Genomic DNA, 24,902 nt, shown 5'->3' on the forward strand with positions numbered 1-24,902 from the left:
TGCGCATGGAGGTACCCGAGAAGTTCGCCGCCCTGGGCCTGACCTACGACGACGTCCTGCTGCTGCCGGGTCACTCCGACCTCGCGCCCGCGGACATCGACACCACGACTCGCCTGACCCGCGAGATCTCGATCAACGTCCCGCTGATCAGCGCCGCGATGGACACCGTCACCGAGTCGCGGATGGCCATCGCGATGGCCCGCCAGGGTGGCGTGGGCGTCCTCCACCGCAACCTCTCGATCGAGGACCAGGCCTACCAGGTCGACCTCGTCAAGCGGACCCAGACCGGCATCATCTCCAACCCCGTCGTGATCGGCCCCGACGCGACGCTGGAGGAGCTCGACCGCATCTGCGGCGAATACCGCGTCTCCGGCCTCCCCGTCGTCGACCCCGACATGCGCCTGCTCGGCATCATCACCAACCGCGACCTGCGGTTCACCCCCGTCGCGGAGTGGGCCACCACCAAGGTCGACGAGGTGATGACCCCGATGCCGCTGATCACCGGCCCGGTCGGCATCGACCGCGACGAGGCGACGCTCCTGCTGCGCAAGCACAAGCGCGAGCGGCTGCCGCTGGTCGACGACGAGGGCCGCCTCGCCGGCCTGATCACGGTCAAGGACTTCGTGAAGTCCGAGCAGTTCCCCAACGCGTCGTACGACGCCGACGGGCGCCTGCTCGTCGGTGCGGCGATCGGCTACTTCGGCGACGCCTGGCAGCGCGCGACCACGCTCGTGGAGGCCGGGGTCGACGTGCTCGTGGCCGACACCGCCCACGGCAACGTCCGGATGCTGCTCGACATGGTCCAGCGCCTCAAGACCGACCCGGCGACCCGCCACGTCCAGGTGATCGGCGGCAACGTCGCGACCCGCGAGGGCGCGCAGGCGTTCGTCGACGCGGGCGCCGACGCCGTCAAGGTGGGCGTCGGACCGGGCTCGATCTGCACCACCCGTGTCGTGACCGGCGTGGGCGTCCCGCAGGTCACCGCGGTCTACGAGGCGAGCCTGGCGACCAAGCCCGCCGGCGTGCCGCTCATCGCCGACGGCGGCATGAAGCACTCCGGCGAGATCGCCAAGGCCCTCGTGGCCGGCGCCGACTCCGTGATGCTCGGCTCGCTGCTCGCCGGGTGCGAGGAGTCGCCGGGCGAGCTGGTCTTCGTCAACGGCAAGCAGTACAAGTCCTACCGCGGCATGGGCTCGCTGGGCGCGATGTCGAGCCGCGGCAAGAAGTCCTACTCCAAGGACCGCTACTTCCAGGCCGAGGTCACCAGCGACGACAAGATCGTGCCCGAGGGCATCGAGGGCCAGGTCGCCTACCGCGGCCCGCTCGCCGCGGTCAGCCACCAGCTGATCGGCGGGCTCAACCAGTCGATGTTCTACACCGGCGCCCGCACCATCGCCGAGCTGCAGGAGAAGGGCCGCTTCGTGCGGATCACCTCCGCCTCGCTGACCGAGAGCCACCCCCACGGCGTCCAGATGACCGTCGAGGCCCCCAACTACACCGGTCGCTGAGCCGCTGCGGCTCAGCCGCGGAAGGACACCTCGGGGTGGTCTGCCATGCCGAGCTTGGCGTAGCCGCGGCGCAGGTCGAGCACGTGGTGCTCGGTGTCGTGGAGCAGGTGGCGCACCACCCACTCGACGGTGACCGGCTGCCGGTAGACGTCGTGCAGCACGGCCGCCCGCTCGTCCCCGGTCAGCGGTGGCACGGTCGCGGTGACGAGGTCGCGGCACCCGGCCAGGTCGGCCGGAGTGGCGGGCGCGGGCGTGCCGAGCACCTGGGCGACGTACTCGAACAGCGCGCCGCACACCTCGACGCAGTGGTCGACGTACTCGCGCGCCGACCAGGTCTCGGGCTCCGGCCTCCGGTCGGCGTCGGGGTGGGCGAGGAGGCGCTCGAGGTCGGCGTACGCCGTGATCAGCCGCTCGGTCTCGTCGCGGCCGTCGGTGAGGTCGCGGGCGTCGAAGCCGCACTCGTCGCAGAGCTCGGCGAGGCGGCCGTCGACCGCATGCCAGGTGTAGGTCACGTCACCACCCTACGAAGCGGGCGCCGTGCCGGGGCGGCGCCTCGCTAGGCTGTGTCGGTGACAGAGATCGAGATCGGCCGTGCCAAGCGCGCCCGCCGTGCCTACTCCTTCGACGACGTGGCCATCGTGCCGTCGCGCCGCACCCGCGACCCGGAGGAGGTCAGCGTCGCCTGGCAGATCGATGCCTACCGCTTCGACCTCCCGGTCATGGCCGCGCCGATGGACTCGGTGATGTCGCCGGAGACCGCGATCGCCTTCGGCAAGCTGGGCGGCCTCGGGGTGCTCAACCTCGAGGGTCTCTGGACGCGGTACGACGACCCCACGCCCCTGCTCAACGAGGTCTCCGGTCTGCGTGGCTCCGAGGCGACGCGCCGGATGCAGGAGATCTACGCCGAGCCGATCAAGCCCGAGCTGATCACCGAGCGCCTCAAGGAGATGCGCGAGGGCGGTGTCACCGTGGCCGGGTCGCTGTCCCCCCAGCGCACCAAGGAGTTCTTCAAGACCGTCGTCGAGGCGGGCGTCGACATGTTCGTCATCCGCGGCACCACCGTCTCCGCCGAGCACGTCTCCAGCCAGGCCGAGCCGCTGAACCTCAAGGAGTTCATCTACGAGCTCGACGTCCCGGTCATCGTCGGCGGCTGCGCGACCTACCAGGCCGCGCTGCACCTCATGCGCACCGGCACCGCCGGCGTGCTGGTCGGCTTCGGCGGCGGCGCGGCCCACACGACCCGCACCGTGCTCGGCGTGGCCGTGCCGATGGCCTCGGCCGTCGCCGACGTGGCCGCGGCCCGCCGCGACTACATGGACGAGTCGGGCGGCCGCTACGTGCACGTCATCGCCGACGGCTCGATCGGCCGCTCGGGCGACATCGCCAAGGCGATCGCCTGCGGCGCCGACGCGGTCATGGTGGGCTCGCCCTTCGCGCGCGCCTCCGACGCCCCCGGCCACGGCTTCCACTGGGGCGCCGAGGCGCACCACGGCGAGCTGCCGCGCGGCGAGCGGGTGGAGTTCGGCACCGTCGGCACGCTCCAGGAGATCCTCTTCGGCCCCTCCCGCGTCGCCGACGGCACCATGAACCTCATCGGCGCGCTCAAGCGCTCGATGGCCACCACCGGCTACACCGAGCTCAAGGAGTTCCAGCGGGTCGAGGTCGTCGTCGAGTGACGGCGTGACTGTCCTGCGGGTCGCCGCCGCCCAGGCCACCTGCACCTCGGGGGACGTGCCCGCCAACGTCGCCACCGCGGCCCGGCTGGTCCGGCTCGCCGGCAGCCAGGACGTGCGGCTCGTGCTGCTGCCCGAGGCGTTCCTGACCGGCTACGACCCGGGCGTCTTCCTGGGTGAGGTCCCGGCCCTCGAGGGCTCCTGGCTCGACCCGCTACGCGAGGCCGCGACCGAGACCGGCGCCGTCGTCGTGGCCAGCACGCCGCTGGCCCGCGGGTCCGCCAAGACCCTCTCGATGCTGGTGGTCCGGCCGGGCGGCGAGGTGACCGCGCCGTACGACAAGCAGCACCTCGACGCCGACGAGACCCCCTTCTTCGTGCCCGGCGACCACGGCGCCTCGATCACCGTCGACGGCCTCGAGCTGGGCCTGTCGATCTGCTACGACAGCTCCTTCCCCGAGCACGCCCGCGACGCGGCCGACGCCGGAGCGGTCGGCTACCTCAGCTCCAGCGCGTTCTTCCCGGGCAGCGCGCACCGTCGCGACACGGCCCTGGCGGCCCGCGCCCTCGACCACGGCATGTACGTCGTGCTCGCCGCCATGACCGGCCGCTGCGGGCCCTACGACTTCATCGGCGGCTCGGTCGTCCTGGACCCCGAGGGCCGCCCGCTCGCCCGCCTCGACACCGAGGAGGGGCTGGCCATCGCGGACCTCGACCCGGCCCTGGTCGAGGAGACCCGCGCCGTGCGCCGGATGCACGCCGACCGGCGCGCCACGCTCGGCCCGCGGGTGCGGGAACGCGCCTGACGCGTGGGAGGATCACGCCCGTGAGCAGCGAGGACGAGGTCGTCATCCACACCGACGGCGCGTGCGTCCCCAACCCGGGTCCGGGTGGCTGGGGCGCCCTGCTCCGGCAGGGCCCGCACGAGCTCGAGCTGTGCGGCGGCGACCCCGGCGAGACCACCAACAACCGGATGGAGCTCACCGCTCCGATCCGGGCCCTCGAGATGCTCAAGCGGCCGGTCGTCGTGCACCTCTACACCGACTCGACGTACGTCCGGAACGGCATCATGAAGTGGGTGCCGGGCTGGATGCGCAACGGCTGGATGACCTCGGCCAAGCAGCCGGTCAAGAACGTCGACCTCTGGAAGCAGCTCCAGGCCGCCTGTGAGAAGCACACCGTCGAGTGGCACTGGGTCAAGGGCCACGCCGGCGACGAGGGCAACGAGCGCGCCGACCGCCTCGCCGCCAAGGGTCTCGAGGAGGCCGCGGCCTCCGGCGTCGCGAGCTGACTCGGTCAGCTTGCCGGACGCGACAACCGCTCGTCGGGGATGACGGCAACGCCGAGGATCTCGATGAGCGCTTCCGGCTGCCACAGAGCCGTCGTGCCGATGCCCGCCATCGCGGGATAGACCGGCCCGGCCAGCTCGCGCCACACGGCACCGATCTCCCGGCCGTGGGCCTGGTAGTCGGGGATGTCGGTGAGGTAGATCGTGATCGAGACCAAGTCCTCCGGGACCCCGCCTGCCTCGCGCAGCGTCGTCAACACGTTGCCGAAGGCCTGGCGGAACTGCTCGACGATGCCGCCCTCGACGATGCGCATGTCGGCGTCGAGCGCCGTCTGCCCTCCCAGGTAGAGCGTGTTCCCGCTCAACGTGCCGTGGGAGTAGCCGCTCGGCACCGGCAGCGACGGGGGATTGACGGGAATCGGCGCGAGGTGGGAGGCCATGCCGGGACACTAGGACGTCTATTGACAATCGCGCAACGTTCGTGAGCAGAATGAAATATGTCGTCCGGCGCGCACGCCCTCCCTCTCGCCTCCCCGGGCAAGGTCATCTGCTGCGGCCTCAACTACGCCGACCACATCACCGAGATGGGCCGCGAGCTCCCGACCCACCCGACGCTCTTCGCGAAGTACGCCGACACGCTCCTCCCCGACGGCGCCGACATCGTGCTTCCTCGCAGCGTCCAGGTCGACTGGGAGGCCGAGCTGGCCGTGGTGGTCGGGGCCGAGATCCGCGGCGCAAGCCGCGATGAGGCCGAGCGGGCCATCGGCGGCTACACCGTCGCCAACGACATCTCCGTGCGCGACTGGCAGAACCGGACGATCCAGTGGTTCCAGGGCAAGGCCTGGGACGCCACCACGCCCATCGGCCCCGTCGTCGTCCCGCCGGACGCCCTCGACCCGAAGGAGGGCGTCGAGGTGATCTGCCGCGTCAACGGCGTGGAGCGCCAGCGCGGCAACACCCGCACGCTCGTCTTCGACTGCCCCGATCTCCTGGCCTACATCTCGACCTTCACGGTGCTGCGCCCCGGCGACGTCGTCCTCACCGGCACACCCGGGGGAGTCGGCATGGGCATGACCCCGCCGACCTTCCTGGCCGACGGCGACGTCGTCGAGACCGAGATACCCGGCATCGGGACCCTCACCAACACCGTCCGCCTCACGGGCTGACACCCGGCTCGACCAGCGTCCGCCCAGATCCAGCACAGAACAGGACTCCCATGGATCCCAACCTCGACAACTACGTGCTCGAAGGCGACGCCTCGATGTACGCCAACGAGTCGGGGCTCGTCGTCCCGTTCGTCACCCGCGCCGGCCAGGAGCCCGACCTCACCGGGCAGAGCGAGGGCGCCACCCGCGTCAGCGGCGTCAGCATCCAGCACACGCCGGCGACGAAGCTGTGGTTCGGCCAGGTGCGCAACCTGGCCGGCTACCGCTCGGTCCCGCACCACCACGGCGAGGCCGAGACCGGTGGCTTCGTGCTCTCCGGCCGGGCGCGGATCTACTTCGGCGAGCGCTTCGAGGACTACCTCGACATGTCGGAGGGCGACTGGGTCTTCGTCCCGCCGTTCATGCCCCACGTGGAGTGCAACCTCGATCGCAACAACCCGCTCACCTGGATGACCGCCCGGACGCCGGAGAACATCGTCGTCAACCTGCCGCAGGTCGACGACGCCGACCTGCCCGACTGGGCGGACCGCCCGTGAGCGCCAGGTCCACCACGGCGCCGACCTCGCGGACCTTCACCGACGCCGTCGCGCTGCGCGAGTGCGAGGCGGAGGTCTTCGACCGCGCGTTCACGGCCACCACCCAGCCCTGCCCGTGGCCCAAGGCCTACGGCGGCGACATGGTCGCCCAGGCGCTCGTCGCCGCCTCGCTCACCGTGACCGACGGCAAGTCCATGCACTCGATGCACTCCTACTTCATGCGGCCCGTCGACATCGGCGCCGAGGTCCGCTACGAGGTCGAGCTGCTGCGCGACGGCCGCGGCTACAGCACCCGCCAGGTCCGCGGCTTCCAGAACGGCAAGCCGGTCTACGTCTGCCTGGCGAGCTTCGCCGCCGGCGAGCCGAGCGGCAGCTTCCAGGCGACCGCCCCCGCCGACCTGCCGGGCCCGGACGAGCTGCCGACCTCGGCCGCCTGCCTCGAGGGCCGCACCGGCGGCACGATGACCGGGGCGTCGAAGACCTACTGGTCGAGCGGGCGCAGCTTCGACATGCGCCACGTCCCCGGGCCGGTCTACCTCACCGTCGAGGGCGGGCAGTCGCCCCACCAGGCGATCTGGGTGAAGCCGTACGACGCCCTGCGCCCGGTCGAGGGGCTCACCGAGGCCCAGCGCGACACGGCCGCCCTCGCCTACGTCTGCGACTACACGATCCTCGAGCCCGCCCTGCGGGTCCTCGGACTCGCCTGGGCCGACGAGGGGCTCGTGACCGCCAGCCTCGACCACGCCATGTGGTTCCACCGGCCGGTGTCGATGGGTGACTGGCTGCTCTACGCGCAGGAGGCGATGTCGGTCGAGGACGGCCGCGGCTCCGCCGTCGGCCGCTTCTTCGACACCGGCGGCACCCTCGTCGCGACCGTCGTCCAGGAGGGCATGCTGCGCGCCGGGAGTGGCCGATGAGCGCGCCGAACCTGGGCCCATCGGGCTACGCCGACACCTTCGCGCGCGACCACCTGCCGCCGGCCGACCAGTGGCCGACGCTGGAGTTCACCACCGACTGGTTGCACTACCCCGACCGCCTCAACGCCGGCGCCGAGCTCCTCGATGCGGTCATCGCCAGGCACGGACCCGATCGGCCGGCCCTGCGCACGCCCGACGGAGAGGTCTGGACCTACAGCCAGCTGCTGACCCGCACCAACCAGATCGCCCACGTGCTGGTCGACGACCTCGGTCTGGTCAGCGGGAACCGCGTCCTGCTCCGCTCTCCCAACAACCCGTGGACCGTCGCCGCCTGGCTGGGTGTCCTCAAGGCCGGCGGCATCGTCGTCACCACCATGGCCGCGCTCCGCGCGACCGAGCTGGCTCCCATCGTGCAGAAGACCCGGCCGGCCTTGGCGCTGGTCGACCACCGCTTCGTCGACGACGTGCACACGGTGCGCGACAGCGTCGCACCCGACCTGGTCGTCGTCGCCTACGGAGGCGACGACGAGGACGACCTCACCCGTCGCCTCGAGGGCCACCCCGGCGACTTCGACGCCGTCGACACGGCCGCCGACGACGTGGCCCTCTTCGGCCCGACCTCCGGCACGACTGGCGTCCCGAAGATCACGACGCACTTCCACCGCGACGTGCTCTCGATCGACAACACCTTCGGCCGCGCCGTGCTCAGGCTCGAGCCCGACGACCTCGTCGCCTGCACCGCCCCGCTCGCCTTCACCTTCGGGCTCGGGATGCTCGTGGTCTTCACGCTCCGGGCGGGGGCGTGCGCGCTCCTCACCGAGTCGGCCACGCCGGCACAGCTCGCCGACCTGGTCGCCGAGCACGGCGTCACCGCGCTGGCCACCGCGCCGACGGCGTACAAGCAGATCCTCGCCTCGGGCCGCATCGAGAAGCTCAGCGGCCTGCGGGTCGCGGTGTCGGCCGGCGAGCACATGGCACAGGCGACGTGGGAGCGGATCGAGCAGGAGATCGGCCTGAAGGTGATCGACGGGATCGGCGCCACCGAGATGCTCCACATCTTCATCTCGGCCGCCGGTGACGACATCCGCCCCGGCGCCACCGGAAGGCCGGTCGCCGGCTACCGTGCCGCGATTCTCGACCTCGATGGCCACGAGCTCGGCGACGGACAGGAGGGCCGGCTCGGCGTCATCGGTCCGGTCGGGTGCCGCTACCTCGACGACGAGCGCCAGCGCGGCTACGTCGTCAACGGGTGGAACGTCACCGGTGACACCTTCGTCCGCGACGCCGACGGCTACTACTTCTACCGTTCGCGCACCGACAACATGATCGTCTCATCGGGCTACAACATCAGTGGCCCGGAGGTCGAGGAGGCGCTCGCCACCCACCCCGACGTCGTCGAGGTCGGGGTCGTCGCGGCCCCCCACGAGGAGCGCGGGGCGATCGTCTGCGCCTTCGTCGTGCTGCGCGAGGGCGTCGAGGGGGACGCCGGCAAGGTCACCGAGCTCCAGGACCACGTCAAGGGCCGGCTGGCCCCCTACAAGTACCCCCGCGACGTGCGCTTCCTCGACGCGATGCCGCGCAACACCAGCGGGAAGCTCCAGCACTTCAAGCTGCGCCAGATGGCCCAGTCCGAGGGACCGGAGGGGTCGGCATGAAGATCGCCATCGCCGGTGGCGGACCCGGAGGCCTCTACTTCGCGACGCTGATGAAGACGCTCGACTTCGCGCACGACATCACCGTGTGGGAGCGCAACGCCCCTGACGACACCTTCGGCTTCGGCGTCGTGTTCTCCGACGAGACGCTCGGCAGCATCGAAGGCGCCGATCGAGTCGTGCACGAGCGGATGGAGAAGCGCTTCGCGCGGTGGACAGACATCGACGTCGCCGTGACCGACAGGGCGGGCGACACGCAGTCCTTCACCGTCGGCGGCCAGGGCTTCGCGGCGATGTCGCGCAAGGAGCTGCTCCAGATCCTCCAGGAGCGGGTCGCCGAGCTCGGGGTGACCGTCCACTACCGCACCGAGACTCCCGACCCCGACGAGCTGCGGTCGTCGTACGACCTGGTGCTCGCGTCCGACGGGCTCAACTCCCAGATCCGCACCAAGTACGCCGACCGGTTCCGGCCCTCGCTCGACCGGCGGCACAACAAGTACATCTGGTTCGGCACCGACCTGGTCTTCGAGGCGTTCCAGTTCAACGTCGTGCAGACGGAGTGGGGCACCATGCAGATCCACGGCTACCCGTTCTCCGAGTCGGGCTCGACCTTCATCGTCGAGATGCACGAGGACGTGTGGCGTCGCGCAGGACTCGACCGCACGGAGTCCGAGACCTTCCCGCCCGGCACGTCCGACGAGTACGCCGTCGAGCGGATCGCCGCGATCTTCGCCGACGAGCTGCAGGGCCACGAGATCCTCACCAACAACTCCAAGTGGCTCAACTTCCACACCGTGCGCAACGAGAGCTGGCACGACGGCAACGTGGTGCTGCTCGGCGACGCTGCGCACACCGCCCACTTCTCCATCGGCTCCGGCACCAAGCTCGCCATGGAGGACTCCCTCGCCCTCGCCGCCTGCCTGCACGAGCACCCGACGCTGGAGGCGGCGCTGGAGGCCTACCAGACCGAGCGCAAGCCGGTCGTGGAGTCGACCCAGCGCGCTGCCCAGGCGTCCATGGAGTGGTTCGAGAACATCGGGATGTACGCCGACCAGGCCCCCGCGCAGTTCGTGTTCAACCTGCTCACCCGGTCCCGACGGATCACCTTCGAGAACCTCCGGGAGCGCGACGCCGACTTCGCGGCGCGGATGGAGGCGGAGTTCGCGCGCAGCCAGCACGGCGAGGACGGAGCACCGGCGATGTTCCAGCCGGTGAGCATCGGCGATCTCGAGCTGAAGAACCGCGTCATCCTCTCGCCGATGGACATGTACTCCGCCACCGACGGGATGCCCGACGACTTCCACCTGGTGCACCTCGGTTCGAAGGCACTCGGCGGCGCCGGCCTGGTGATGACGGAGATGACGTGTGTGTCCCCCGAGGGCCGGATCAGTCCCGGCTGCCCCGGGATCTGGAACGACGCGCAGCGCGACGCGTGGAGCCGGGTCGCCGCGTTCGTCCACGAGCGAACGACCGCGCGCATCGGGATGCAGCTCGGCCACTCCGGCCGCAAGGGCTCGACGAAGCTCATGTGGGAGGGCATGGACGAGCCCCTGGACGAGGGCAACTGGGAGGTCATCGCGCCGTCGCCGATCGCCTACGGTGCCGGCTGCCACGTGCCGCGCGAGGCCACCCGCGCCGATCTCGATGCCGTCCTCACCGACTTCGTCGCCTCGGCGGAGCGTGCGGTGCAGGCCGGCTTCGACCTCATCGAGCTGCACGCCGCGCACGGCTACCTGCTGAGCTCGTTCCTCTCGCCCGTCTCGAACCAGCGCACCGACGACTACGGCGGCTCACTGGAGAACCGGCTTCGCTTCCCGCTCGAGGTCTTCGACGCCGTCCGGGCGGCCGTGCCCGGCCACGTGCCGGTCACCGTCCGCATCTCGGCGACCGACTGGATGCCGGACGGCAACACCGACGAGGACGGGATCGAGATCGCGCGCGCCTTCATCGAGCACGGTGCCGCCGCGATCGACGTCTCCACGGGCCAGGTCAGCAAGGACGAGAAGCCCGCCTTCGGGCGGTCCTACCAGACCCCGTTCGCCGACAAGATCCGCCACCGGGTCGCAGCCCCCGCCGGGGTGAAGGTGATCGCGGTCGGCGCGATCTCGAGCTACGACGATGTCAACTCGATCCTGCTCGCCGGGCGCGCCGACCTGTGCGCGCTGGGACGCGCTCACCTCTACGACCCGAACTGGGCGCTGCACGCCGCCGCCGAGCAGGAGTACGCCGGCCCCGGCGCGGACTGGCCGGACATGTGGGCCGCGGGTCGCCGGCGCCCGCCCACCTCGCGCACCGACAAGATCCCGCCGCGGCTCCAGCTGCTCCGCGAGGGCGAGGACAACCGGGTGCACCTCCGTTGGACCCCGGAGGGCACGGTGCGGACGTGAGTGCCACCCAGCCCAACCGCCAGTCCCGCTCCACCGTGATCACCTTCCTGGGAGCGGTGGTGCGGCCGCTGGGGTCGTGGATGCCGATCGCCGGCACCGTCGAGCTGCTCACCCAGGCCGGGCTCGACGCGCCTGCCGTCCGCACCGCGGTGCACCGGCTCAAGGGCAAGGGCTGGTTGGCGTCCGAGGCGCGCGACGGCGCCCGCGGCTACGCCCTCACCACCGCCGCTCTCGACACGCTGGCCGCCGGGGACGAGGTGATCTGGCATGCACGCACCCCGGCCGACCTCGCCGACGGCTGGTGCATCGTCCACTTCGGCGTGCCGGAGACCATGCGGGCAAAGCGTCAACAGCTTCGCGCCCACCTGTCGTCGCTCGGCTTCGGCAACGTCGGCACCGCGCTGTGGATCGCGCCCGCCCGGATGCGTGCTGCCGCCGAACGCGCGGTCGCCGAGCTCGGCCTGGAGGCCTACACCGCCGTCTTCGTCGGCGCCTACCACGGCACCCAGGACCTCACCGCGCTCCTCTACGGCAGCTGGGACCTGGCGGCGATCGATGAGGCGTATCGCGAGTTCGTCGCGACGTACGAACCGGGCGTCGCCGCCGCCGAGCGCAGGCAGCCCGACCAGGCATCCGCCTTCGTCACCTACCTCCAGGCGCTGGACCAGTGGCGCAAGCTGCCCTACATGGACCCCGGACTTCCCGCCGAGGTCCTGGCATCGAGCTGGCACGGCCCCCAGGCGACTGCGGTGTTCGAGAGGCTCGTCTCGACGTTGGAGCGGCCCGCCCTGGTCCATGCCCGCACCCACTGGCCGGCTCTCGGGACCACGCCCGAGTGAGGGTCACCGTTCGTCCCCTCGTCTCGTTCCGAGGCGGCCGAGGCGGCCGAGGAGGCCTCGGCCTCCGGCGTCGCGAGCTGACCTCGCGGGTCGGCCCTTCGGACGCCCTTGTAAGGCGATGGCGGCGCACGACGCAACCGCGTCAGTTCGCCGCACTGCGGCCGCGGATGAAGCTCACGCCCCACAGACCTGGCGGCCACTAGCTGCTCTTCAACTACCCGGGTCAGGTGTCGCGACCCCGGCGACCACATCGCTCACTCTGCGGGTCCTGAAACCCCGGGAGTAGCGAACCCGCACTGGTCCTCGCGGCTCAGCTGACGTCGTAGTTCACGAACGCCTTGCACGTCGCAGGCTTGGCCGAGACAGTCGGGTCCGCGTCGATCCGGATGGTCTTGCCAGCCGGCGCCAGCTCGGGGTAGGTCGATGTGCCGCCGATGATCTTCTGGCTCGCGTCATAGCAGACCACGCCGACGCGCAGGTTCCGAAGATCGGTGTCCGTCTCGTTCGTGAACGCGAACGACGCCGTGTAACCGCCGTACTCACCCTTCTTGACCTCGGTCGCGTCCAGCACGGGGAGCGGGGCCTTCGGCTCCTGCGACATTCCGTAGTCGCTCAAGGACACCGACGGTTCGATGCTGGCGATCTTCTGCTTGGGGTTGATGTCGTACGGCGTGACCGGGAGCGCGAGCTCCTGCCCGACCCAGTTGAAACTCTCGATCTGCTCCTCCGTCTGGAGGATCTGGCCCTTCGCGTCAAGGAAGTTGACCGACACGGTGACTGATTCACCAAGTGCTGCTTCGCTGTCGGTCGTCACGATGACCATCGCCTCGGCGGTGATGTCCGACTGGCCGAAACCGGAGTCCAGGATCTCCACCGCCGGCGACGAGTCGTCTTCTTCACCCGACGACGCGTTCTGCTCGCCGCCGTCGCTACCAGCAGGAGACTGCGAGGTGGGCTCGTCGTTACTGCTGGCGCACGCACCGAACAGCGAGACGACAACGACAAGGCAAGCGAGAAGGCGGAGGCGCATGGGCGCAGGCTAACGTGCGCCACTGACACTGCGATCGCGATTGAAGAAGCCAGGCGGCGCCGCAACGGTGCGCATGTGACGCCAAGGCCCGCAGCGCACTCGTCGATGCTCGACTCCTTACGCCGACCGATCGGACCGAGGGTCTGCTGCACGAATCGGGACCCGCTGAACTGCCCCATTCCGCCGCACCGGTAGACGAAGCATTCCGCCGCCATTCGGCGTAATTGAGCAGCACCACTCTGCTGACGAGCGGACGTTTCGTGACCTGACGCGGCGGGCCTAGACAGCGATACACACATTCATCGTTCGTCGGACAGTCGCCTCGGCCTCGCCCTACCTTCGACCGCATGACGCATCTGAAGGACTTCCCTGGCACCCTCGTCACCGTCTTTACGCTCGGCATTGCCCGCGCCAAGTGGATTGCGGAGACGAACCGGCTGCTCGGTGCTGGTGGCGCTGGGTTCATGTTTGCCTGGTTCTTCTCTCCGTTCGCCAACTACGGCGTGGTGGACCGCATGAACAACGCCCTCGCCGCCGCTGGGTCTGGCCACCGCGAGTCGCCCATCCTCTGCTTCCTGCTCAACGGCTGGCCCTTCATCGGTGCGAAGAAGCGGATGAAGCGCGGCACCCAGGCCCTCAACAACGCTTGGGCTGTGCGCCAGCAGGCCGCCGGGGTGGTCAACCAGACGTCGGCCTTCGTGCCGTCGACCCCAGAGACCCCGCCCGCGACCGTCTGATCAATCAGCGCCTTCGCCGCGCAACGGACGTGGGCGAGCCGGGTCTCCTCGACTCGGATACCCCGATAGCGTCCGGGGATGCCCAGTCGCGCAGCCAGTGCTCGTCGACGCAGCGCGTCAGCGCGCCGGAGCGGGACGCGACAGCGGCCGCTGCCGTACGCGGGGCCGGGCGAGCGGCTGTGGGTGCTCGACGTCCCCTACGGGACGCAGGTCGACGGCGCCACATGGCACCCTGCCGTCAAGACCCACCTCTACGTCGGGCGCGTCCTGCCCGCGCACCTCGCGCCCTACGCTCCAGGGCCCTACACGCTCGGTCGGTTCATCGAGAACACCCTCAATCCCGACGATCCGACGCCCAGCCCCGAGCCGACCGACGCGCTCGAGCCCCGGAGGATCCAGTTCGAAGCGGCCGATGCGATCGCGGCGCGCGCCGCGGCGGGTGGACGGCAGTTCCTGCTCGCCGACGAGCCCGGCGTGGGCAAGACGATCGCCGCGGTCCTCGGGGCGACGGCGGTGGGTGACCTCCGCGCTGCGCGACGGGTGCTCGTCGTGGCCGACCGGCCCGCCGCGATCACGATCGGCCACTGGTGCCGCACCATCACGGCCCTGGGGGATGGCGGCCTGGAGTGGGTCGTGATCACGTGGGACCGGCTGGAGAAGGTCAAGGACCACGCGTGGGACGTGATCATCGCGGACGAGGCTCATGCCCTGCGTCGTACGACGACGAAGCGGTGGAAGCTCTGGGCGCGGATCTCGGGACACGGGCGGCCGCACGACAAGGCGCCGTTCGTCATCGCGACCACCGCGACGCCCGGGCACACGCCGCTTGAGCTGCCGTACCTTGCTCCGGCCTATGCGCAGGTGCTGGGCGAGTCGATGAAGGAGTGGACCTCGGCGACGCAGCCCGGGCAGGCGTTCGCCAGCGCGCTCGAGCGCCACGGCGTCGGGGTGGAGCAGGGACGGTACGGCGCGACGTGGACCACCGATCCGGCACGGCGCGCCGCGGACCTCAAGCTCGTGCGCGGCTGGCTCGACGAGGAGCGGCCCCCGGCGATGCTGCACCGGGCCGCGCCGTGGGGGCCGGTGCCGATCTCCGGCATGCCCGTGGCGCTCACGCCGGCTGAGCGCACGGCGTACGAGGCCGAATGGGGAGAGTTCTGTCGCGAGATGGACATCGCCCGGCGCGGCCGCAACGTGGCGAAGGGGCGGGCCGCGCTGCTGCGCTTCCGGCAGAAGGCCGGGCTGATCCGCGTCGACTCGACGGTCGCCTGGATCGCCCAGCAGGTCGAGGCCGAGCGACAGGTGGCGTGCTCGGTCGAGTTCGTCACGACCGCCGCCGACCCGATCGCCGACCGGCTGCGCGACTCCGGCATCGACGTCGCCACGATCTACGGCCGCGACCGTTTCGACCCGGAGGCCGAGCGGCTCCGATTCCAGACCGGGCAGGCGAAGGTCTGCGTCTTCACCACCGTCGCCTCGATCAGCCTGCACGCCGGCGAGACCCTCGCCGACGGCCGCCGGGCGAGCACGGAGCCGCGGGTCGGTGTCTTTCACCAGGCCCGCTTCTCGGGCATCGCCGGACGGCAGGTGACCGGCCGCACCCACCGCGACCACCAGGTCTCGCCGTGGCACATCGCGTACGCCGAGGGCACCGTCGAGGAGCAGGTCGGCAAGGTGATGGTGGAGCGGATCGCCGCGGCATCCGACACCGTGGGCGGCGACACCACCGGTCTCGTCGACCTGGCCCAGCTCCTCGGAGCCGACTGGCTCCCCGCCACTAGCCTGACCGAGGGCTGACTGGGCCGGGCTCGACTGACGAAGCCCTCACCAGCAGTGTGGAGACCTCACGCAGTTGGCGGGCGAGCTGCGCACCCGCTGCACGGATGAGTACATGAAGACAGGTGCACTCAGTTCGGATACGTTCTTCGTATCCCATTCTCGGGCACGAGGAGTTGTTTGCACGTGGACACGAGTGTCAGCACGATCACGGCTTGGACGCTGGTCGAAGAGATTCCAGTCCCCGGTGACGTCAACGACTTGCTCGTCGAGGGCGAAAAGGCGGTGGCGGCCTTCAAGACATTTCGTGACAGCGCCGTCTTTACGACCAAGCGCCTCATCGTCCGCGACGCACAAGGTATGACGGGCAAGAAGGTGGAGATCTATTCGCTGCCCTACAGCGCGATCAACATGTGGTCCTCAGAGAACGCCGGCGGCATGCTGGATCGCGATGCCGAGCTCGAGCTGTGGACTCGGGCCGGGCACATCAAGGTCAAGCTTCACAAGAAGCTCGACATCCGGCGCCTCGACAAGCTCATCGCGTGGGCCGTGTTGCAGTAGCGCTTGCTGCTCAAGGAACAAGCTGATGGAGGCCGAGAGCCCGGATCCCCAGTCATGGGTGGAGGTCGGACGCGCGTCGTACGTCTCGTTCACGAGCTTTCGCAAGGACGGCACGCCGGTCTCGACACCGGTGTGGATCGCTCCCGATGGCGACGACCTCTACTTCATCTCCGACGCGACGGCATTCAAGGTCAAGCGCATCCGCAACAACCCAGCGGTCAGCCTTCAGCCGTGCGACGTGCGCGGCCGTGTGAAGGACGGCGCCCCGCTGGTCGCCGGCCTGGCGGAGGTGCTCGAGCACGCCGACACTCCCCGCGTGCGCCGAATCGTCAACCGGAAGTATCGGGTCATGGGCACGATCGGCGGTCTGTTCAGCCGGCTCCGGGGATCCGAGGCATCGATCGGGATCCGTATCCGGAAGCCCTAGGTGGGGCCAGGTGATTGGGTGAACCTCGCTGGCTTCGCCAGCGTTGAGGCGATGGACAAGCCAGATCTGGGCGGCCGCCACGGCAGCCCGAACCACGTCAGCCTTGGCGCAGAGCTGCACCCCGCTACGGTCGCCTCATGGAGGCCATCCCGCTGACCGCGCTGCTCCCCGAGGGCTTCGAGCCGAAGCAGCACAAGGTGCACTTCGCCGTCTGGAACCAGGTCAAGCACCCGATCGACGTCCTGGCGAGCAACCAGGAGGAGTGGCAGGGGTGGAACTCCTGGCGGAGTGTGAAGGACGACTTCAATCGCGAGTTCATCTTCTCGGTGGCCCAGGACAAGCATGACGCGACGCTGTGGCTCTTCGGTGGGATCTGGGAGGTGCTGGAGCGCAGGCCCACGCCGCACGCTCGCGCGTACACCGTGGCGCTGCGTGAGGACCTGATGGGCCCGTTCGTCCGCCGCCTGTGGATCCGCCACAAGAGGTCCGGTCGGAACATTCGCCGGACGATGGAGTCCGTGCTGCCCACCATGACAGTGGCGTCGATCCTCGAGGAGCCGTTCGCCGGTGACCCGTTCCCGGGGCACGATCGGATCAACCACAGCCTCGCCGATCTCCAGGCTGTGGTGAGTCAGGCCCGGGCCGACTGGCGGATCGCGTTGGAGAGCATGAAGGGCGTCTACGTCATCCACGACAGGGAGACCGGGCAGCGGTACGTCGGCTCGGCGTACGGCGACACCGGCATCTGGCAACGGTGGGCGACGTACGCCTCCACGCTGCACGGCGGGAACGTCGGGCTGAAGGCACTGCTCGAGGAGAAGGGCGATGAGTACTACCGGACCAACATGCGGTTCGCACTCCTGGAGTACTGGTCGATGCGCACCGACGACGACCACGTCCTCGAGCGCGAGTCGTACTGGAAGGACGTGCTCCATGCGCGATCGCTGGGACACAACAAGAACTGACTGACTGCCCACGACGGGCCGATCGTGCGACCCGCGTCGGTCCGCCGCGGCCCTCAGGCGGACACGGAGTGCTGGATCCGCAGCTCCCTCCGTCCGACCACCTCAAGTGTCCTGCGCCGAACGCCCCGAAACCAGGTCCGGGCGATCTCCCGATGGCGAGCTCGTTGGGTCGAGCGTTCCTGACGACCAGAGTGGCAAGGTGGAGGCGATGAGACGACGCCAACGCATCACGGCCGCCGGGGTGCGCCGACCGCAGAGCGAGCGGCTGCGCCGCCGCCGACGGTGGTACTTCACCCTGATGGGCACCTGCCTGGTGCTGATCGTGCTCGCGTGGAACCTGGTCCGGCTGTGGTCGACCACGGCAGCCGTGGCCATGTCGGTCGTCGCTGCCGTGCTCCCACCGATCGCCGTGATCGTCGCCAACTGGGGCGAGGACCGCTGACGACGAGCGGTCGACGGCGCTTGACCTGGCTGACTGGGCTAGCGTTGCCGCGATGAACAAGCCAGATCTGGGCGACCGCTACGGCAGCTCGAACGTCGCGATCAAGATCCTGTGGTCACTGGTCGCGCTGGCGATGATCGTCCTCGGAGCGATCTGGACCTTCGCGGGCACGGGCGCCGCCCACTCGTTCGGTCCGATCGTCGCCGGTCTCGGTGTGGCGTTGGCCTATGTCGCACTGATCCAGAAGCGACACTGATCCGGGCCGCCGCTCGGCGGGTCCTGCGGGTGGGGCATACTTCGGACGCGTCAGCGTCGTCAGAGGCTGGCCCACGCGGACGTGGTGTAGTTGCAGCACGCTTCCCTTCCAGGGAAGGGGTCGAGGTTCAAATCCTCGCGTCCGCTCCACTTCTTGCAGAGCCTCGCAGCGCCTACGTCGTCAGGCGGAGCTGCAGCTCCCTCCCTAGGATCGCTCCCAGCCGGTCGGCCTCCCGCTCGACGGCCTCGCGGGGGAGTGCTCGTTCGTCGAGCCAGGTGACCGTGAGGTCGTCGCCGGTCCGTGCCCACGTCCCGCACACGACGCCCCCGACGACGACCGGGTTGGCCTTGCGGGTCATCAGGTCCCGTCGTGACGGCGGGGTGACGTGCACGTCCTTGGTGCCCGGGCCCATCAGCCACTGGTCGTGGCCGGGGAGGAAGCGCACGGCCTCCGAGGGAGTCGCGGCCAGCAGGCTGTCGACGTCCTCGCGCGCGACGTACGCCGTCGTGCCCTCGACGTCGACCGCGACCAGCCGGTCGCCGAGCCCGGCGAACCAGGTCGTGAGGCGCTTGCGTCCCGCGCTCAGCCCCTCGCCCAGCCAGTGGTGGAGGTTGTCGGTCGTCGCCGGACCGTAGGTCCGGAAGTACGCCAGCACGGCCCGCGGACCCGCGTCGTCGAGCTCGGGGACGCCCTGCCAGCGCGGGTTGGCGTCGAGGCGCTGGAGCGTGCGCTGCCCGTCGCGGCGGGGGCCCAGGCTCACGTCCCCCTGCCAGCACAGCGGCTTGACCAGGGTGCCCGCGCCCTCCTCGAACACCGGCGCCAGGTGCGCGTACGCCGGGTTCGTCGCCAGCACCTGGCCGAGCTCGGGGACGGTCAGCGGCCCGTCGTCCAGCGCCGCGCGCACGGCGGCGCGGAAGTCGGGCCAGTCGGCGGGGCCGAGGCGGTAGTACTCCACCCAGCTCCGCAGCTCCCACTGCCGGCCGGCCGACCGCAGGGCGAGGTAGAGGCCGCCGTCCTCGGGGGAGAGGTAGTGCATCGACCCGCGGAACGAGAAGGCCTGGATCACCTCCCCACTGACGAGGGCCGCCGCCAACTCGCCCGGCTCCGACTCCTTCTGGCGGGTGCGGACCGCCAGCTCGGCCAGCGCGTCGTCCATCGAGAGCACCGCACCGAGACGACGTACGACGTCGGCGACGGACCCGTCGCCGACGGGATCCAGCAGGTGCCGCTCCAGCCGCCAGGCCAGCGCCTGCGCCCACGTGATCGAGGCCTGTGTCGATGCGCTCATCTGCGCAGCCTCGCACCGAGGATGGGGCCCATGGGAGTCATCAAGCGCTTCGACCACGTCGGCATCACCGTCGCCGACCTCGACCTGGTGACGGAGTTCTTCGTCGGGCTGGGGCTCGAGGTCACCGGGAGGATGTTCGTCGAGGGCGAGTTCCTCGACACGGTGTGCGGCATCCCGGATTCACGGACCGAGATCGTCGGGCTGCAGGCGCCCGGCGGCGGGACCTGGATCGAGCTCGCCACCTTCGTCCGTCCCGACCACCAGCCCGGCTCGCCCGACGCCATGGCCACCGAGCTGGGCATCCGCAACGTCTCGTTCGAGGTCGACGACCTCCCCGCGACCGTCGAGAAACTGGCCGCCGACGGCTACGGCCTGGTCGGCGGCATCGGTGAGTACGAGAACACCTGGCGGATGGCCTACGTCCGCGGCCCCGAGGGCATCATCGTGTCGCTGGCCGAGCGCATCGGCTGAGGTGCCGTCATCGTGGAGTCTGCGGCGCACCCGGTACGCCGCAGACTCCACGATCCTGCCGATCGGGCCGGGCCGCCGGGCCTCAGACGGCCGGGAAGGACGCGCGCATCTGCTTCTCGTCCGGCTGGGTCCCGTCATCCATCCCGCGAACCTAGTCACGGATCGTGGCGGTGTTCGCGGTTCCGGGACCAAAGCATCTGGTCACCAGCGACGCCGCCCCGCAACCTGAAGGGGTAGGAACGAAGTCCTCCGGAGGTGTTCGCCGTGAACGAGACACTGACATTAATCGCCGTCGTCCTGATGCTCGCGGGCGCCTTCCTGCTCATCGCCGACGTCGGTGCGCCCGGTTTCTGGATCGCCACGATCACGGTGGGGATCGCCCTGGTCGCGATCGTGGCCTTCCGCAACCGCCAGCGGGGCCATCACGCCTGAGGCGCCGCCTGCCCTGTGGGTAACGTCAACGCCATGCAGTCGCTCCACGACGAGGTGGACAGGGCGGCGGAGGACGGCTGGTTCTCCGGGGTGGTCCGCGTGGACCGCGCGCACGAGACGGAGCTCTGCGCGGCGTACGGATTCGCGGACCGCGCCCACGGGGTGCGCAACACGGTGGACACCCAGTTCGGGATCGCCAGCGGCACCAAGGGCCTGACGGCGCTGGTGGTGATGAGCCTGGTCGAGCGCGGGACGCTCGGGCTCGACACCACCGCCCGCTCGCTGCTCGGCGACGACCTGCCGCTGGTGGCCGACGACGTGACGGTCGAGCACCTGCTGGCGCACCGGTCCGGGATCGGCGACTACCTCGACGAGGACGGCGCCGACCTCAGCGACCACCTCATGCCGGTGCCGGTGCACGAGCTCGCGACGACCGAGCAGTACGTCGCGGTGCTGGAGGGGCACCCGACCGTGTTCCCGGCAGGCGCGCGGTTCGCCTACAACGACGCGGGCTACGTCCTGCTCGCGCTGCTCGCCGAGAGGGCGTCGGGCGTTGAGTTCCCCGACCTGGTGCGGACCCTCGTCTGCGAGCCCGCGGGCATGGTGGACACCGCGTTCCTCCGCTCCGACGAGCTGCCCGGACGCGCCGCCCGGGGCTACCTCTCGGTCGACGGCCTGCGCACCAACGGGCTCCACCTGCCGGTGCGCGGGAGCGGCGACGGCGGCATCTACTCGACGGTCACCGACCTCCGCGGCTTCTGGACGGCCCTCGTCGCCGGCCGGATCGTCTCTCCGCAAACCCTCGCCGAGATGGTGCGACCGCGCAGCCACTGGCCGGACCTGTCCTACGTGAGCTCGCGCGACCACCGGCGCTACGGCCTCGGCTTCCACCTGCACGCGACGGGCGACCAGGTCTGGCTCGAGGGGTACGACGCGGGCGTGTCGTTCGCGAGCCTGCACGACCCCGCGTCGTCGGTGACCTGGACGGTCATCTCCAACTGGACCGACGGCGCCTGGCCGATCGTGCGGGTGCTCCGGGACTGGTTCGGCAGCTGACCCCGGGGTTTCCGCGATCGACAGTCAGGCCCCGACGCGCTGCTACTTTCGCCGGATGGTGAGGGCGGGCGACGCGATCGAGAATCCGGTGTCCGGCGAGCGCATCACCTTCGTGCGCACGAGCGAGCAGACCGGCGGCGCACTCGCCGAGATGGACCTCGAGCTGAGCCCGGCCGCGTTCCTGGCCGCGGAGCACATCCACCGCTCGCAGGAGGAGAAGTTCGAGGTCGTCGAGGGCCGCATCCTGCTGCGCTGCGCGGGCGTCGAGACGGTCAGCGGGCCGGGGGAGAGCGTCGTCGTGCCTCCCGGGTCGCCGCACTCGTGGGCGCCGTACGGCGGTGCCGGGGCGCGGGTCCGGCTGACCTTCACGCCCGGCGCCGGCATCGAGCAGTTCTTCGACGACTTCTTCCGCCTGGCCCGCGAGGGCCGGATGAACGCCAAGGGCATGCCCCCGCTGACGACCAGCGCTCGGCTGGGGCTGGCCCACGACCTCTACCTCGCCGGCCCGCCCGTGCCGCTCCAGCGCGCGGCCTTCCGCGTGCTGGTCGGCGTCAGCCGGCTGATCCCCGGCTCCTGACGCCTGCCGGTCAGTGGACCGGGTCGGGCTCGTGGTCCGGGACCGGCGCGTCGGTGTCGATGAGCGACGGCGGCCCGACGGCCAGCCCCTCCTCGGCCTCCGGCGACGACGCACGGGCGTCGGCCAGCACGTCGGCGGGGACGTGCTTCTCGAGGAAGCGTCGCGCCATGCGGGTCGAGGGGTGCACCCCGATCGTGGCCAGCGCGATGACCCCGGCGATGACCAGCCATCCGGCGGCGCCCCAGTTGATCGCGAGGAACGTGTAGACGGCGGGCGCCCACACCTTGCCGAGGGTGGCGCTCAGACCGGCCGCACCCTGGTAGGCGCCGCGCTGGCGCGGGTCCATCAGCTCGGCCTCGAACGTCCAGCTGGCCGCCGAGAGGTAGAGCTCGGCACCGGTCACGGTCACGTGACCCAGCCAGACCAGGGCGATCGTGAGCAGGCCGACGGTGTCGTGGGTGGCCAGCGTGATCAGGCAGGACAGCACGAAGAAGGACGAGGAGATCCGCACGGCCTTGAGCGCGGTTCGCAGGTCCTTGACCCCGCGGGCGGCCGCCATCGGCAGGAAGATGCACATCACCGTGTTGGTGCCGAAGAGGAAGGCCAGCAGCACGCGTGGGGCATCGGTCTCCTGCACGAGCCACAGCGGGATGACGACGTTGAGCAGCACCTGGTTGGTCCAGAAGACCCCGGTGAAGAACTCCGTCAGCAGCCAGCCGGGGTTGCGCAGCGGCCCCGGCCCGGGGACCTTCACCTTGCGCTCGTCGGCGGTGCGGTCGTCGTGCGTGGCCCGCGGCAGCCGGGTGATCGCGAGGGCGTTCACCAGGAACGCGAGGGTGGTGAACCACGGCAGCATGTGCAGCACGTTGTTGGAGTGGAAGGCCAGCGCGACGCCGCCGACCGTCGATCCGAAGGTGAAGCCCACGTTGAGCGCGGAGTACATGTAGGCCCGCGACTTCACCCGCTCGTCGGGCGGCAGCACGTCGATCGTGTAGGTGCCGAACGCGGCCCCGCCCAGGGCGCCGATGACCTCCATGCCGACCGCCATCGCGACGTACCCGTGGAAGTCGTGGATGAAGGGCCACACCGAGAACATCGCCGCCTGGCCGGTGGCGCTGACGGCCCACATCTTCTTGGGCCCGAACCGGTCGACGAGCTTGCCCATCGGCAGGGCCGCGAGGAACGAGGCGATGCCGGCGATGGTGAGGCCGAGGCCGACCTGGGCGGCGCTCAGCCCGACGATCTGGGTGAAGAACACCGCCGATCCGGTCATGAACGTGCCCTCGCCGAGGGCGAAGAGGAGGGACTGGGCGGAGAGTCGCCCGGCGAGCGGGGACGGCGGGCGCGCGTGGCGGAGGAGTGCGGTGAACATCGGGTGCAATTGTCCGGAAAGTGGGGTGGCTTGTCGCCCGAGTTTCCGGATCAGGAAGCCCGCCACTCCCGGCGCAGCAGCCCGTGGACCCACGAGTCGGAGACGTCGCCGTCGACGACGCAGTCCTCGCGGAGGGTGCCCTCGCGCAGGAACCCGAGCTTCTCCAGCACCCGCGCCGAGCCGAGGTTGCGGGTGTCGGTCTCGGCCTGGACGCGGTTGAGGTCGAGCGTCGCGAAGGCCCAGTCGAGCAGGGCGCCCGCGGCCTCCGTCGCGTAGCCATGGCCCCACGCGGCCTCGCCGTAGCAGTAGCCGAGCGACGCGCTGCGGTGGTCGGGGTTCCAGCGGTTGAGGCTGCACCACCCGAGGAACACCCCGTCGGCGACGCGCTCCACGGCCAGCCGCGCCCCGGCATCGTCGTCCGCCATCTGCCGGCACGCTGCGAGAAACCTCTCGGCCCGGGCGGGCTCGGTCCACGGCGGGGAGTCCCAGTAGCGCAGCACGTGGGCGTCGCTGTGCAGCGCCCACAGGTCGCCCGCGTCGCCGTCCTCGAAGGGACGCAGCCGGAGGCGGTCGGTCTGCAGGGTGGGGGTGGGCAGCGCCATGCGGCCCATGGTGGCAGCCGCGGCAACCGGATTCCCGGAGCCGGTGCGAGGATGGCCCGGTGACCGGGTGCACCCTCCAGGACGCCTTCGCCCTGCTCGACCAGCTGCCCGGGGCGACGCGCGAGGACAACGGCCGCTACTGGCGGCTGGGCATCGGGAGCAGGACCTTCGGCTACGTCTGGGAGCCGACCCGGACCATCGGCCTCAAGCAGACGATCGCCGAGCAGCTGGCGCTGGTGGCCGAGCGGCCCGAGACGTTCGAGGTGCAGTTCACCACCGCCGGCTTCGGGTGGGTCGTGGTCCACCTCGAGGGGGTCGAGCGCGACGAGCTGGCCGAGCTCACCTTCGAGGCGTGGCGGCTGACCGCGCCGGCGGCGCTCGTCGAGGAGCGGGCCGACCGGCTACCGCGCTGAGCCGTCGAGCACGGCCAGCACCGCTCGGGCGTACGCCGACTCCGCGTCGACGTCGACGTGGCGCTCGAGGCCGGCACCGCGGCGTACGGTCACGGCGAAGCCGTCGGCCGCACCGTCGAGCCTCTCGAGCGACACGAACGCCTCGCCCAGCAGGTCGCGCAACTGGTCCTCGCGCGGCACCCAGACCGCGACCTCGGCCTCGAAGCTGTCCAGCGCCCACTCGGTCGTGCCGTTGAAGGCGAGCACCTGCCGGCCCTGCGGGACGTCGAGCACCTCGATGACCATGTCGCTGACAACGAAGACGTCGGTGTCGAAGTCGCGGTCGAAGACGACGAAGCGGTCACCCTTCGCGGGCGCCCACTCCACGCCGGCGTCCCTGAGGGCCAGCGCGAGCTCGCGGGTCATCATGCGTCCAGTGTGCGCGGGTGCCGGTCGTGATCGCGCAATTGAACGGTTTGGCACCTGGTTCGGCCGCGAACAGGTGCTTTTCCCAGCAATTGAACGATCACGTGCACCCGCGGCCCGCACGACA

29 protein-coding genes and 1 tRNA gene are annotated in these 24,902 nt (G+C 70.5%); 23 read left to right on the forward strand and 7 right to left on the reverse strand.

Going from position 1 to position 24,902, the window contains the following annotated elements:
- Positions 1–5: 5 nt before the first annotated feature.
- The gene (gene guaB / locus FB382_RS02150; protein ID WP_182536389.1) at positions 6–1,508 is read left to right on the forward strand and encodes an IMP dehydrogenase; all 1,503 of its coding nucleotides are present in this window, start codon (positions 6–8) and stop codon (positions 1,506–1,508) included.
- 11 nt (positions 1,509–1,519) lie between these two features.
- Here the strand turns inward: guaB and FB382_RS02155 are convergent, their stop codons facing one another.
- Positions 1,520–2,020, reverse strand: coding sequence for a DinB family protein (locus FB382_RS02155; protein ID WP_182536391.1), 501 nt, complete (start codon positions 2,018–2,020; stop codon positions 1,520–1,522).
- Between the two features lie 57 nt (positions 2,021–2,077).
- Between FB382_RS02155 and FB382_RS02160 the strand changes: the two genes are divergently transcribed.
- Genes FB382_RS02160 through rnhA form a run of 3 tightly spaced genes read left to right on the forward strand, consistent with a single transcriptional unit; the run spans position 2,078 to position 4,471 of the window.
- Positions 2,078–3,184, forward strand: coding sequence for a GuaB3 family IMP dehydrogenase-related protein (locus tag FB382_RS02160; RefSeq protein WP_182536393.1), 1,107 nt, complete (start codon positions 2,078–2,080; stop codon positions 3,182–3,184).
- A 4-nt stretch (positions 3,185–3,188) separates the two neighbouring features.
- Positions 3,189–3,986, forward strand: a complete 798-nt coding sequence (locus tag FB382_RS02165; protein WP_182536395.1) for a nitrilase-related carbon-nitrogen hydrolase — start codon at positions 3,189–3,191, stop codon at positions 3,984–3,986.
- A gap of 20 nt (positions 3,987–4,006) precedes the next feature.
- Positions 4,007–4,471, forward strand: coding sequence for a ribonuclease HI (rnhA, locus tag FB382_RS02170; protein WP_125039039.1), 465 nt, complete (start codon positions 4,007–4,009; stop codon positions 4,469–4,471).
- A 5-nt stretch (positions 4,472–4,476) separates the two neighbouring features.
- Here the strand turns inward: rnhA and FB382_RS02175 are convergent, their stop codons facing one another.
- A complete protein-coding gene (locus tag FB382_RS02175; protein ID WP_182536397.1) occupies positions 4,477–4,908 on the reverse strand; it encodes a RidA family protein in 432 nt (143 codons plus the stop codon).
- A 57-nt stretch (positions 4,909–4,965) separates the two neighbouring features.
- Between FB382_RS02175 and FB382_RS02180 the strand changes: the two genes are divergently transcribed.
- The 6 genes from FB382_RS02180 to FB382_RS02205 are packed head-to-tail and all read left to right on the forward strand — an operon-like array spanning position 4,966 to position 11,965.
- Complete coding sequence (locus tag FB382_RS02180) at positions 4,966–5,634, forward strand: fumarylacetoacetate hydrolase family protein (protein ID WP_182536399.1); 669 nt, start codon at positions 4,966–4,968, stop codon at positions 5,632–5,634.
- A gap of 50 nt (positions 5,635–5,684) precedes the next feature.
- Positions 5,685–6,170, forward strand: a complete 486-nt coding sequence (locus FB382_RS02185; RefSeq protein WP_182536401.1) for a cupin domain-containing protein — start codon at positions 5,685–5,687, stop codon at positions 6,168–6,170.
- The gene (locus FB382_RS02190) at positions 6,167–7,087 is read left to right on the forward strand and encodes an acyl-CoA thioesterase (protein WP_343055453.1); all 921 of its coding nucleotides are present in this window, start codon (positions 6,167–6,169) and stop codon (positions 7,085–7,087) included. The genes FB382_RS02185 and FB382_RS02190 overlap by 4 nt, the downstream gene beginning before the upstream one ends.
- Positions 7,084–8,742: an AMP-binding protein gene (locus FB382_RS02195; protein WP_182536403.1), complete on the forward strand. Its 1,659-nt coding sequence runs from the start codon at positions 7,084–7,086 to the stop codon at positions 8,740–8,742. The genes FB382_RS02190 and FB382_RS02195 overlap by 4 nt, the downstream gene beginning before the upstream one ends.
- Positions 8,739–11,126 (forward strand): bifunctional salicylyl-CoA 5-hydroxylase/oxidoreductase, encoded by a 2,388-nt coding sequence (locus FB382_RS02200; RefSeq protein ID WP_182536405.1) that lies wholly within the window; start codon positions 8,739–8,741, stop codon positions 11,124–11,126. The genes FB382_RS02195 and FB382_RS02200 overlap by 4 nt, the downstream gene beginning before the upstream one ends.
- Positions 11,123–11,965 carry a PaaX family transcriptional regulator gene (locus FB382_RS02205; protein WP_343055454.1) on the forward strand — a complete coding sequence of 281 codons (843 nt, stop codon included), beginning with the start codon at positions 11,123–11,125 and terminating at the stop codon, positions 11,963–11,965. Before FB382_RS02200 ends, FB382_RS02205 begins: the two co-directional genes overlap by 4 nt.
- 310 nt (positions 11,966–12,275) lie before the next feature.
- Here FB382_RS02205 and FB382_RS02210 read toward each other — a convergent pair whose 3' ends face one another.
- The gene (locus tag FB382_RS02210) at positions 12,276–12,995 is read right to left on the reverse strand and encodes an FxLYD domain-containing protein (RefSeq protein WP_182536407.1); all 720 of its coding nucleotides are present in this window, start codon (positions 12,993–12,995) and stop codon (positions 12,276–12,278) included.
- A gap of 347 nt (positions 12,996–13,342) precedes the next feature.
- Here FB382_RS02210 and FB382_RS02215 point away from each other — a divergent pair, with 347 nt between their 5' ends.
- The 8 genes from FB382_RS02215 to FB382_RS02250 all read left to right on the forward strand — a co-directional run bounded on the left by FB382_RS02215 (position 13,343) and on the right by FB382_RS02250 (position 18,308).
- Positions 13,343–13,732 (forward strand): hypothetical protein, encoded by a 390-nt coding sequence (locus FB382_RS02215; RefSeq protein ID WP_182536410.1) that lies wholly within the window; start codon positions 13,343–13,345, stop codon positions 13,730–13,732.
- A gap of 78 nt (positions 13,733–13,810) precedes the next feature.
- Entirely contained in the window at positions 13,811–15,529 is a 1,719-nt protein-coding gene (locus tag FB382_RS02220; protein ID WP_182536412.1) for a DEAD/DEAH box helicase, read from the forward strand.
- 165 nt (positions 15,530–15,694) lie between these two features.
- On the forward strand, positions 15,695–16,069 hold the full coding sequence (locus tag FB382_RS02225; RefSeq protein WP_182536414.1) for a PH domain-containing protein: 375 nt from the start codon (positions 15,695–15,697) through the stop codon (positions 16,067–16,069).
- A 25-nt stretch (positions 16,070–16,094) separates the two neighbouring features.
- Entirely contained in the window at positions 16,095–16,496 is a 402-nt protein-coding gene (locus FB382_RS02230) for a PPOX class F420-dependent oxidoreductase (RefSeq protein WP_182536416.1), read from the forward strand.
- Between the two features lie 137 nt (positions 16,497–16,633).
- Positions 16,634–17,461 (forward strand): GIY-YIG nuclease family protein, encoded by an 828-nt coding sequence (locus FB382_RS02235; protein WP_182536418.1) that lies wholly within the window; start codon positions 16,634–16,636, stop codon positions 17,459–17,461.
- Positions 17,462–17,669: 208 nt separating this feature from the next.
- Positions 17,670–17,903 carry a DUF3099 domain-containing protein gene (locus tag FB382_RS02240; protein WP_125039053.1) on the forward strand — a complete coding sequence of 78 codons (234 nt, stop codon included), beginning with the start codon at positions 17,670–17,672 and terminating at the stop codon, positions 17,901–17,903.
- A 52-nt stretch (positions 17,904–17,955) separates the two neighbouring features.
- Positions 17,956–18,159, forward strand: a complete 204-nt coding sequence (locus FB382_RS02245) for a hypothetical protein (protein ID WP_182536420.1) — start codon at positions 17,956–17,958, stop codon at positions 18,157–18,159.
- Between the two features lie 75 nt (positions 18,160–18,234).
- A tRNA-Gly gene (locus tag FB382_RS02250) sits at positions 18,235–18,308 on the forward strand.
- 23 nt (positions 18,309–18,331) lie between these two features.
- Here the strand turns inward: FB382_RS02250 and FB382_RS02255 are convergent.
- Positions 18,332–19,447: a DNA glycosylase AlkZ-like family protein gene (locus FB382_RS02255; RefSeq protein ID WP_182536422.1), complete on the reverse strand. Its 1,116-nt coding sequence runs from the start codon at positions 19,445–19,447 to the stop codon at positions 18,332–18,334.
- 30 nt (positions 19,448–19,477) lie between these two features.
- Between FB382_RS02255 and FB382_RS02260 the strand changes: the two genes are divergently transcribed.
- From FB382_RS02260 to FB382_RS02275, 4 genes are all read left to right on the forward strand, one after another.
- Positions 19,478–19,918 carry a VOC family protein gene (locus FB382_RS02260; protein WP_182536424.1) on the forward strand — a complete coding sequence of 147 codons (441 nt, stop codon included), beginning with the start codon at positions 19,478–19,480 and terminating at the stop codon, positions 19,916–19,918.
- A gap of 264 nt (positions 19,919–20,182) precedes the next feature.
- The gene (locus tag FB382_RS02265; protein ID WP_182536426.1) at positions 20,183–20,350 is read left to right on the forward strand and encodes a hypothetical protein; all 168 of its coding nucleotides are present in this window, start codon (positions 20,183–20,185) and stop codon (positions 20,348–20,350) included.
- A 33-nt stretch (positions 20,351–20,383) separates the two neighbouring features.
- Positions 20,384–21,406: a serine hydrolase domain-containing protein gene (locus FB382_RS02270; protein ID WP_182536428.1), complete on the forward strand. Its 1,023-nt coding sequence runs from the start codon at positions 20,384–20,386 to the stop codon at positions 21,404–21,406.
- Between the two features lie 55 nt (positions 21,407–21,461).
- A complete protein-coding gene (locus FB382_RS02275; protein ID WP_182536430.1) occupies positions 21,462–21,983 on the forward strand; it encodes a cupin domain-containing protein in 522 nt (173 codons plus the stop codon).
- Positions 21,984–21,993: 10 nt separating this feature from the next.
- Here FB382_RS02275 and FB382_RS02280 read toward each other — a convergent pair whose 3' ends face one another.
- Together FB382_RS02280 and FB382_RS02285 are read right to left on the reverse strand one after the other, a co-directional pair.
- On the reverse strand, positions 21,994–23,355 hold the full coding sequence (locus FB382_RS02280) for an MFS transporter (protein WP_182536432.1): 1,362 nt from the start codon (positions 23,353–23,355) through the stop codon (positions 21,994–21,996).
- Between the two features lie 50 nt (positions 23,356–23,405).
- On the reverse strand, positions 23,406–23,957 hold the full coding sequence (locus tag FB382_RS02285; RefSeq protein WP_182536434.1) for a GNAT family N-acetyltransferase: 552 nt from the start codon (positions 23,955–23,957) through the stop codon (positions 23,406–23,408).
- A 59-nt stretch (positions 23,958–24,016) separates the two neighbouring features.
- Here FB382_RS02285 and FB382_RS02290 point away from each other — a divergent pair, with 59 nt between their 5' ends.
- Positions 24,017–24,370: an MmcQ/YjbR family DNA-binding protein gene (locus tag FB382_RS02290; RefSeq protein ID WP_343055455.1), complete on the forward strand. Its 354-nt coding sequence runs from the start codon at positions 24,017–24,019 to the stop codon at positions 24,368–24,370.
- Here the strand turns inward: FB382_RS02290 and FB382_RS02295 are convergent.
- Complete coding sequence (locus FB382_RS02295; protein WP_182536436.1) at positions 24,359–24,778, reverse strand: pilus assembly protein CpaE; 420 nt, start codon at positions 24,776–24,778, stop codon at positions 24,359–24,361. The genes FB382_RS02290 and FB382_RS02295 overlap by 12 nt on opposite strands.
- Positions 24,779–24,902 lie beyond the last annotated feature (124 nt).

Origin of the sequence: Nocardioides ginsengisegetis (assembly GCF_014138045.1) — a bacterium.
Taxonomy (GTDB): Bacteria; Actinomycetota; Actinomycetes; order Propionibacteriales; family Nocardioidaceae; genus Nocardioides; species Nocardioides ginsengisegetis.

What these genes read in the sequence shown, in the direction of transcription:
- guaB (WP_182536389.1), top strand. Translation starts at nt 6, where the DNA reads ATGGAGGTACCCGAGAAGTTCGCCGCCCTGGGCCTGACCTACGACGAC.
- FB382_RS02175 (WP_182536397.1), bottom strand. Translation starts at nt 4,908, where the DNA reads ATGGCCTCCCACCTCGCGCCGATTCCCGTCAATCCCCCGTCGCTGCCG.
- FB382_RS02180 (WP_182536399.1), top strand. Translation starts at nt 4,966, where the DNA reads ATGTCGTCCGGCGCGCACGCCCTCCCTCTCGCCTCCCCGGGCAAGGTC.
- FB382_RS02185 (WP_182536401.1), top strand. Translation starts at nt 5,685, where the DNA reads ATGGATCCCAACCTCGACAACTACGTGCTCGAAGGCGACGCCTCGATG.
- FB382_RS02195 (WP_182536403.1), top strand. Translation starts at nt 7,084, where the DNA reads ATGAGCGCGCCGAACCTGGGCCCATCGGGCTACGCCGACACCTTCGCG.
- FB382_RS02200 (WP_182536405.1), top strand. Translation starts at nt 8,739, where the DNA reads ATGAAGATCGCCATCGCCGGTGGCGGACCCGGAGGCCTCTACTTCGCG.
- FB382_RS02210 (WP_182536407.1), bottom strand. Translation starts at nt 12,995, where the DNA reads ATGCGCCTCCGCCTTCTCGCTTGCCTTGTCGTTGTCGTCTCGCTGTTC.
- FB382_RS02215 (WP_182536410.1), top strand. Translation starts at nt 13,343, where the DNA reads ATGACGCATCTGAAGGACTTCCCTGGCACCCTCGTCACCGTCTTTACG.
- FB382_RS02220 (WP_182536412.1), top strand. Translation starts at nt 13,811, where the DNA reads ATGCCCAGTCGCGCAGCCAGTGCTCGTCGACGCAGCGCGTCAGCGCGC.
- FB382_RS02230 (WP_182536416.1), top strand. Translation starts at nt 16,095, where the DNA reads ATGGAGGCCGAGAGCCCGGATCCCCAGTCATGGGTGGAGGTCGGACGC.
- FB382_RS02235 (WP_182536418.1), top strand. Translation starts at nt 16,634, where the DNA reads ATGGAGGCCATCCCGCTGACCGCGCTGCTCCCCGAGGGCTTCGAGCCG.
- FB382_RS02240 (WP_125039053.1), top strand. Translation starts at nt 17,670, where the DNA reads ATGAGACGACGCCAACGCATCACGGCCGCCGGGGTGCGCCGACCGCAG.
- FB382_RS02245 (WP_182536420.1), top strand. Translation starts at nt 17,956, where the DNA reads ATGAACAAGCCAGATCTGGGCGACCGCTACGGCAGCTCGAACGTCGCG.
- FB382_RS02255 (WP_182536422.1), bottom strand. Translation starts at nt 19,447, where the DNA reads ATGAGCGCATCGACACAGGCCTCGATCACGTGGGCGCAGGCGCTGGCC.
- FB382_RS02260 (WP_182536424.1), top strand. Translation starts at nt 19,478, where the DNA reads ATGGGAGTCATCAAGCGCTTCGACCACGTCGGCATCACCGTCGCCGAC.
- FB382_RS02270 (WP_182536428.1), top strand. Translation starts at nt 20,384, where the DNA reads ATGCAGTCGCTCCACGACGAGGTGGACAGGGCGGCGGAGGACGGCTGG.
- FB382_RS02275 (WP_182536430.1), top strand. Translation starts at nt 21,462, where the DNA reads ATGGTGAGGGCGGGCGACGCGATCGAGAATCCGGTGTCCGGCGAGCGC.
- FB382_RS02280 (WP_182536432.1), bottom strand. Translation starts at nt 23,355, where the DNA reads ATGTTCACCGCACTCCTCCGCCACGCGCGCCCGCCGTCCCCGCTCGCC.
- FB382_RS02285 (WP_182536434.1), bottom strand. Translation starts at nt 23,957, where the DNA reads ATGGCGCTGCCCACCCCCACCCTGCAGACCGACCGCCTCCGGCTGCGT.
- FB382_RS02295 (WP_182536436.1), bottom strand. Translation starts at nt 24,778, where the DNA reads ATGATGACCCGCGAGCTCGCGCTGGCCCTCAGGGACGCCGGCGTGGAG.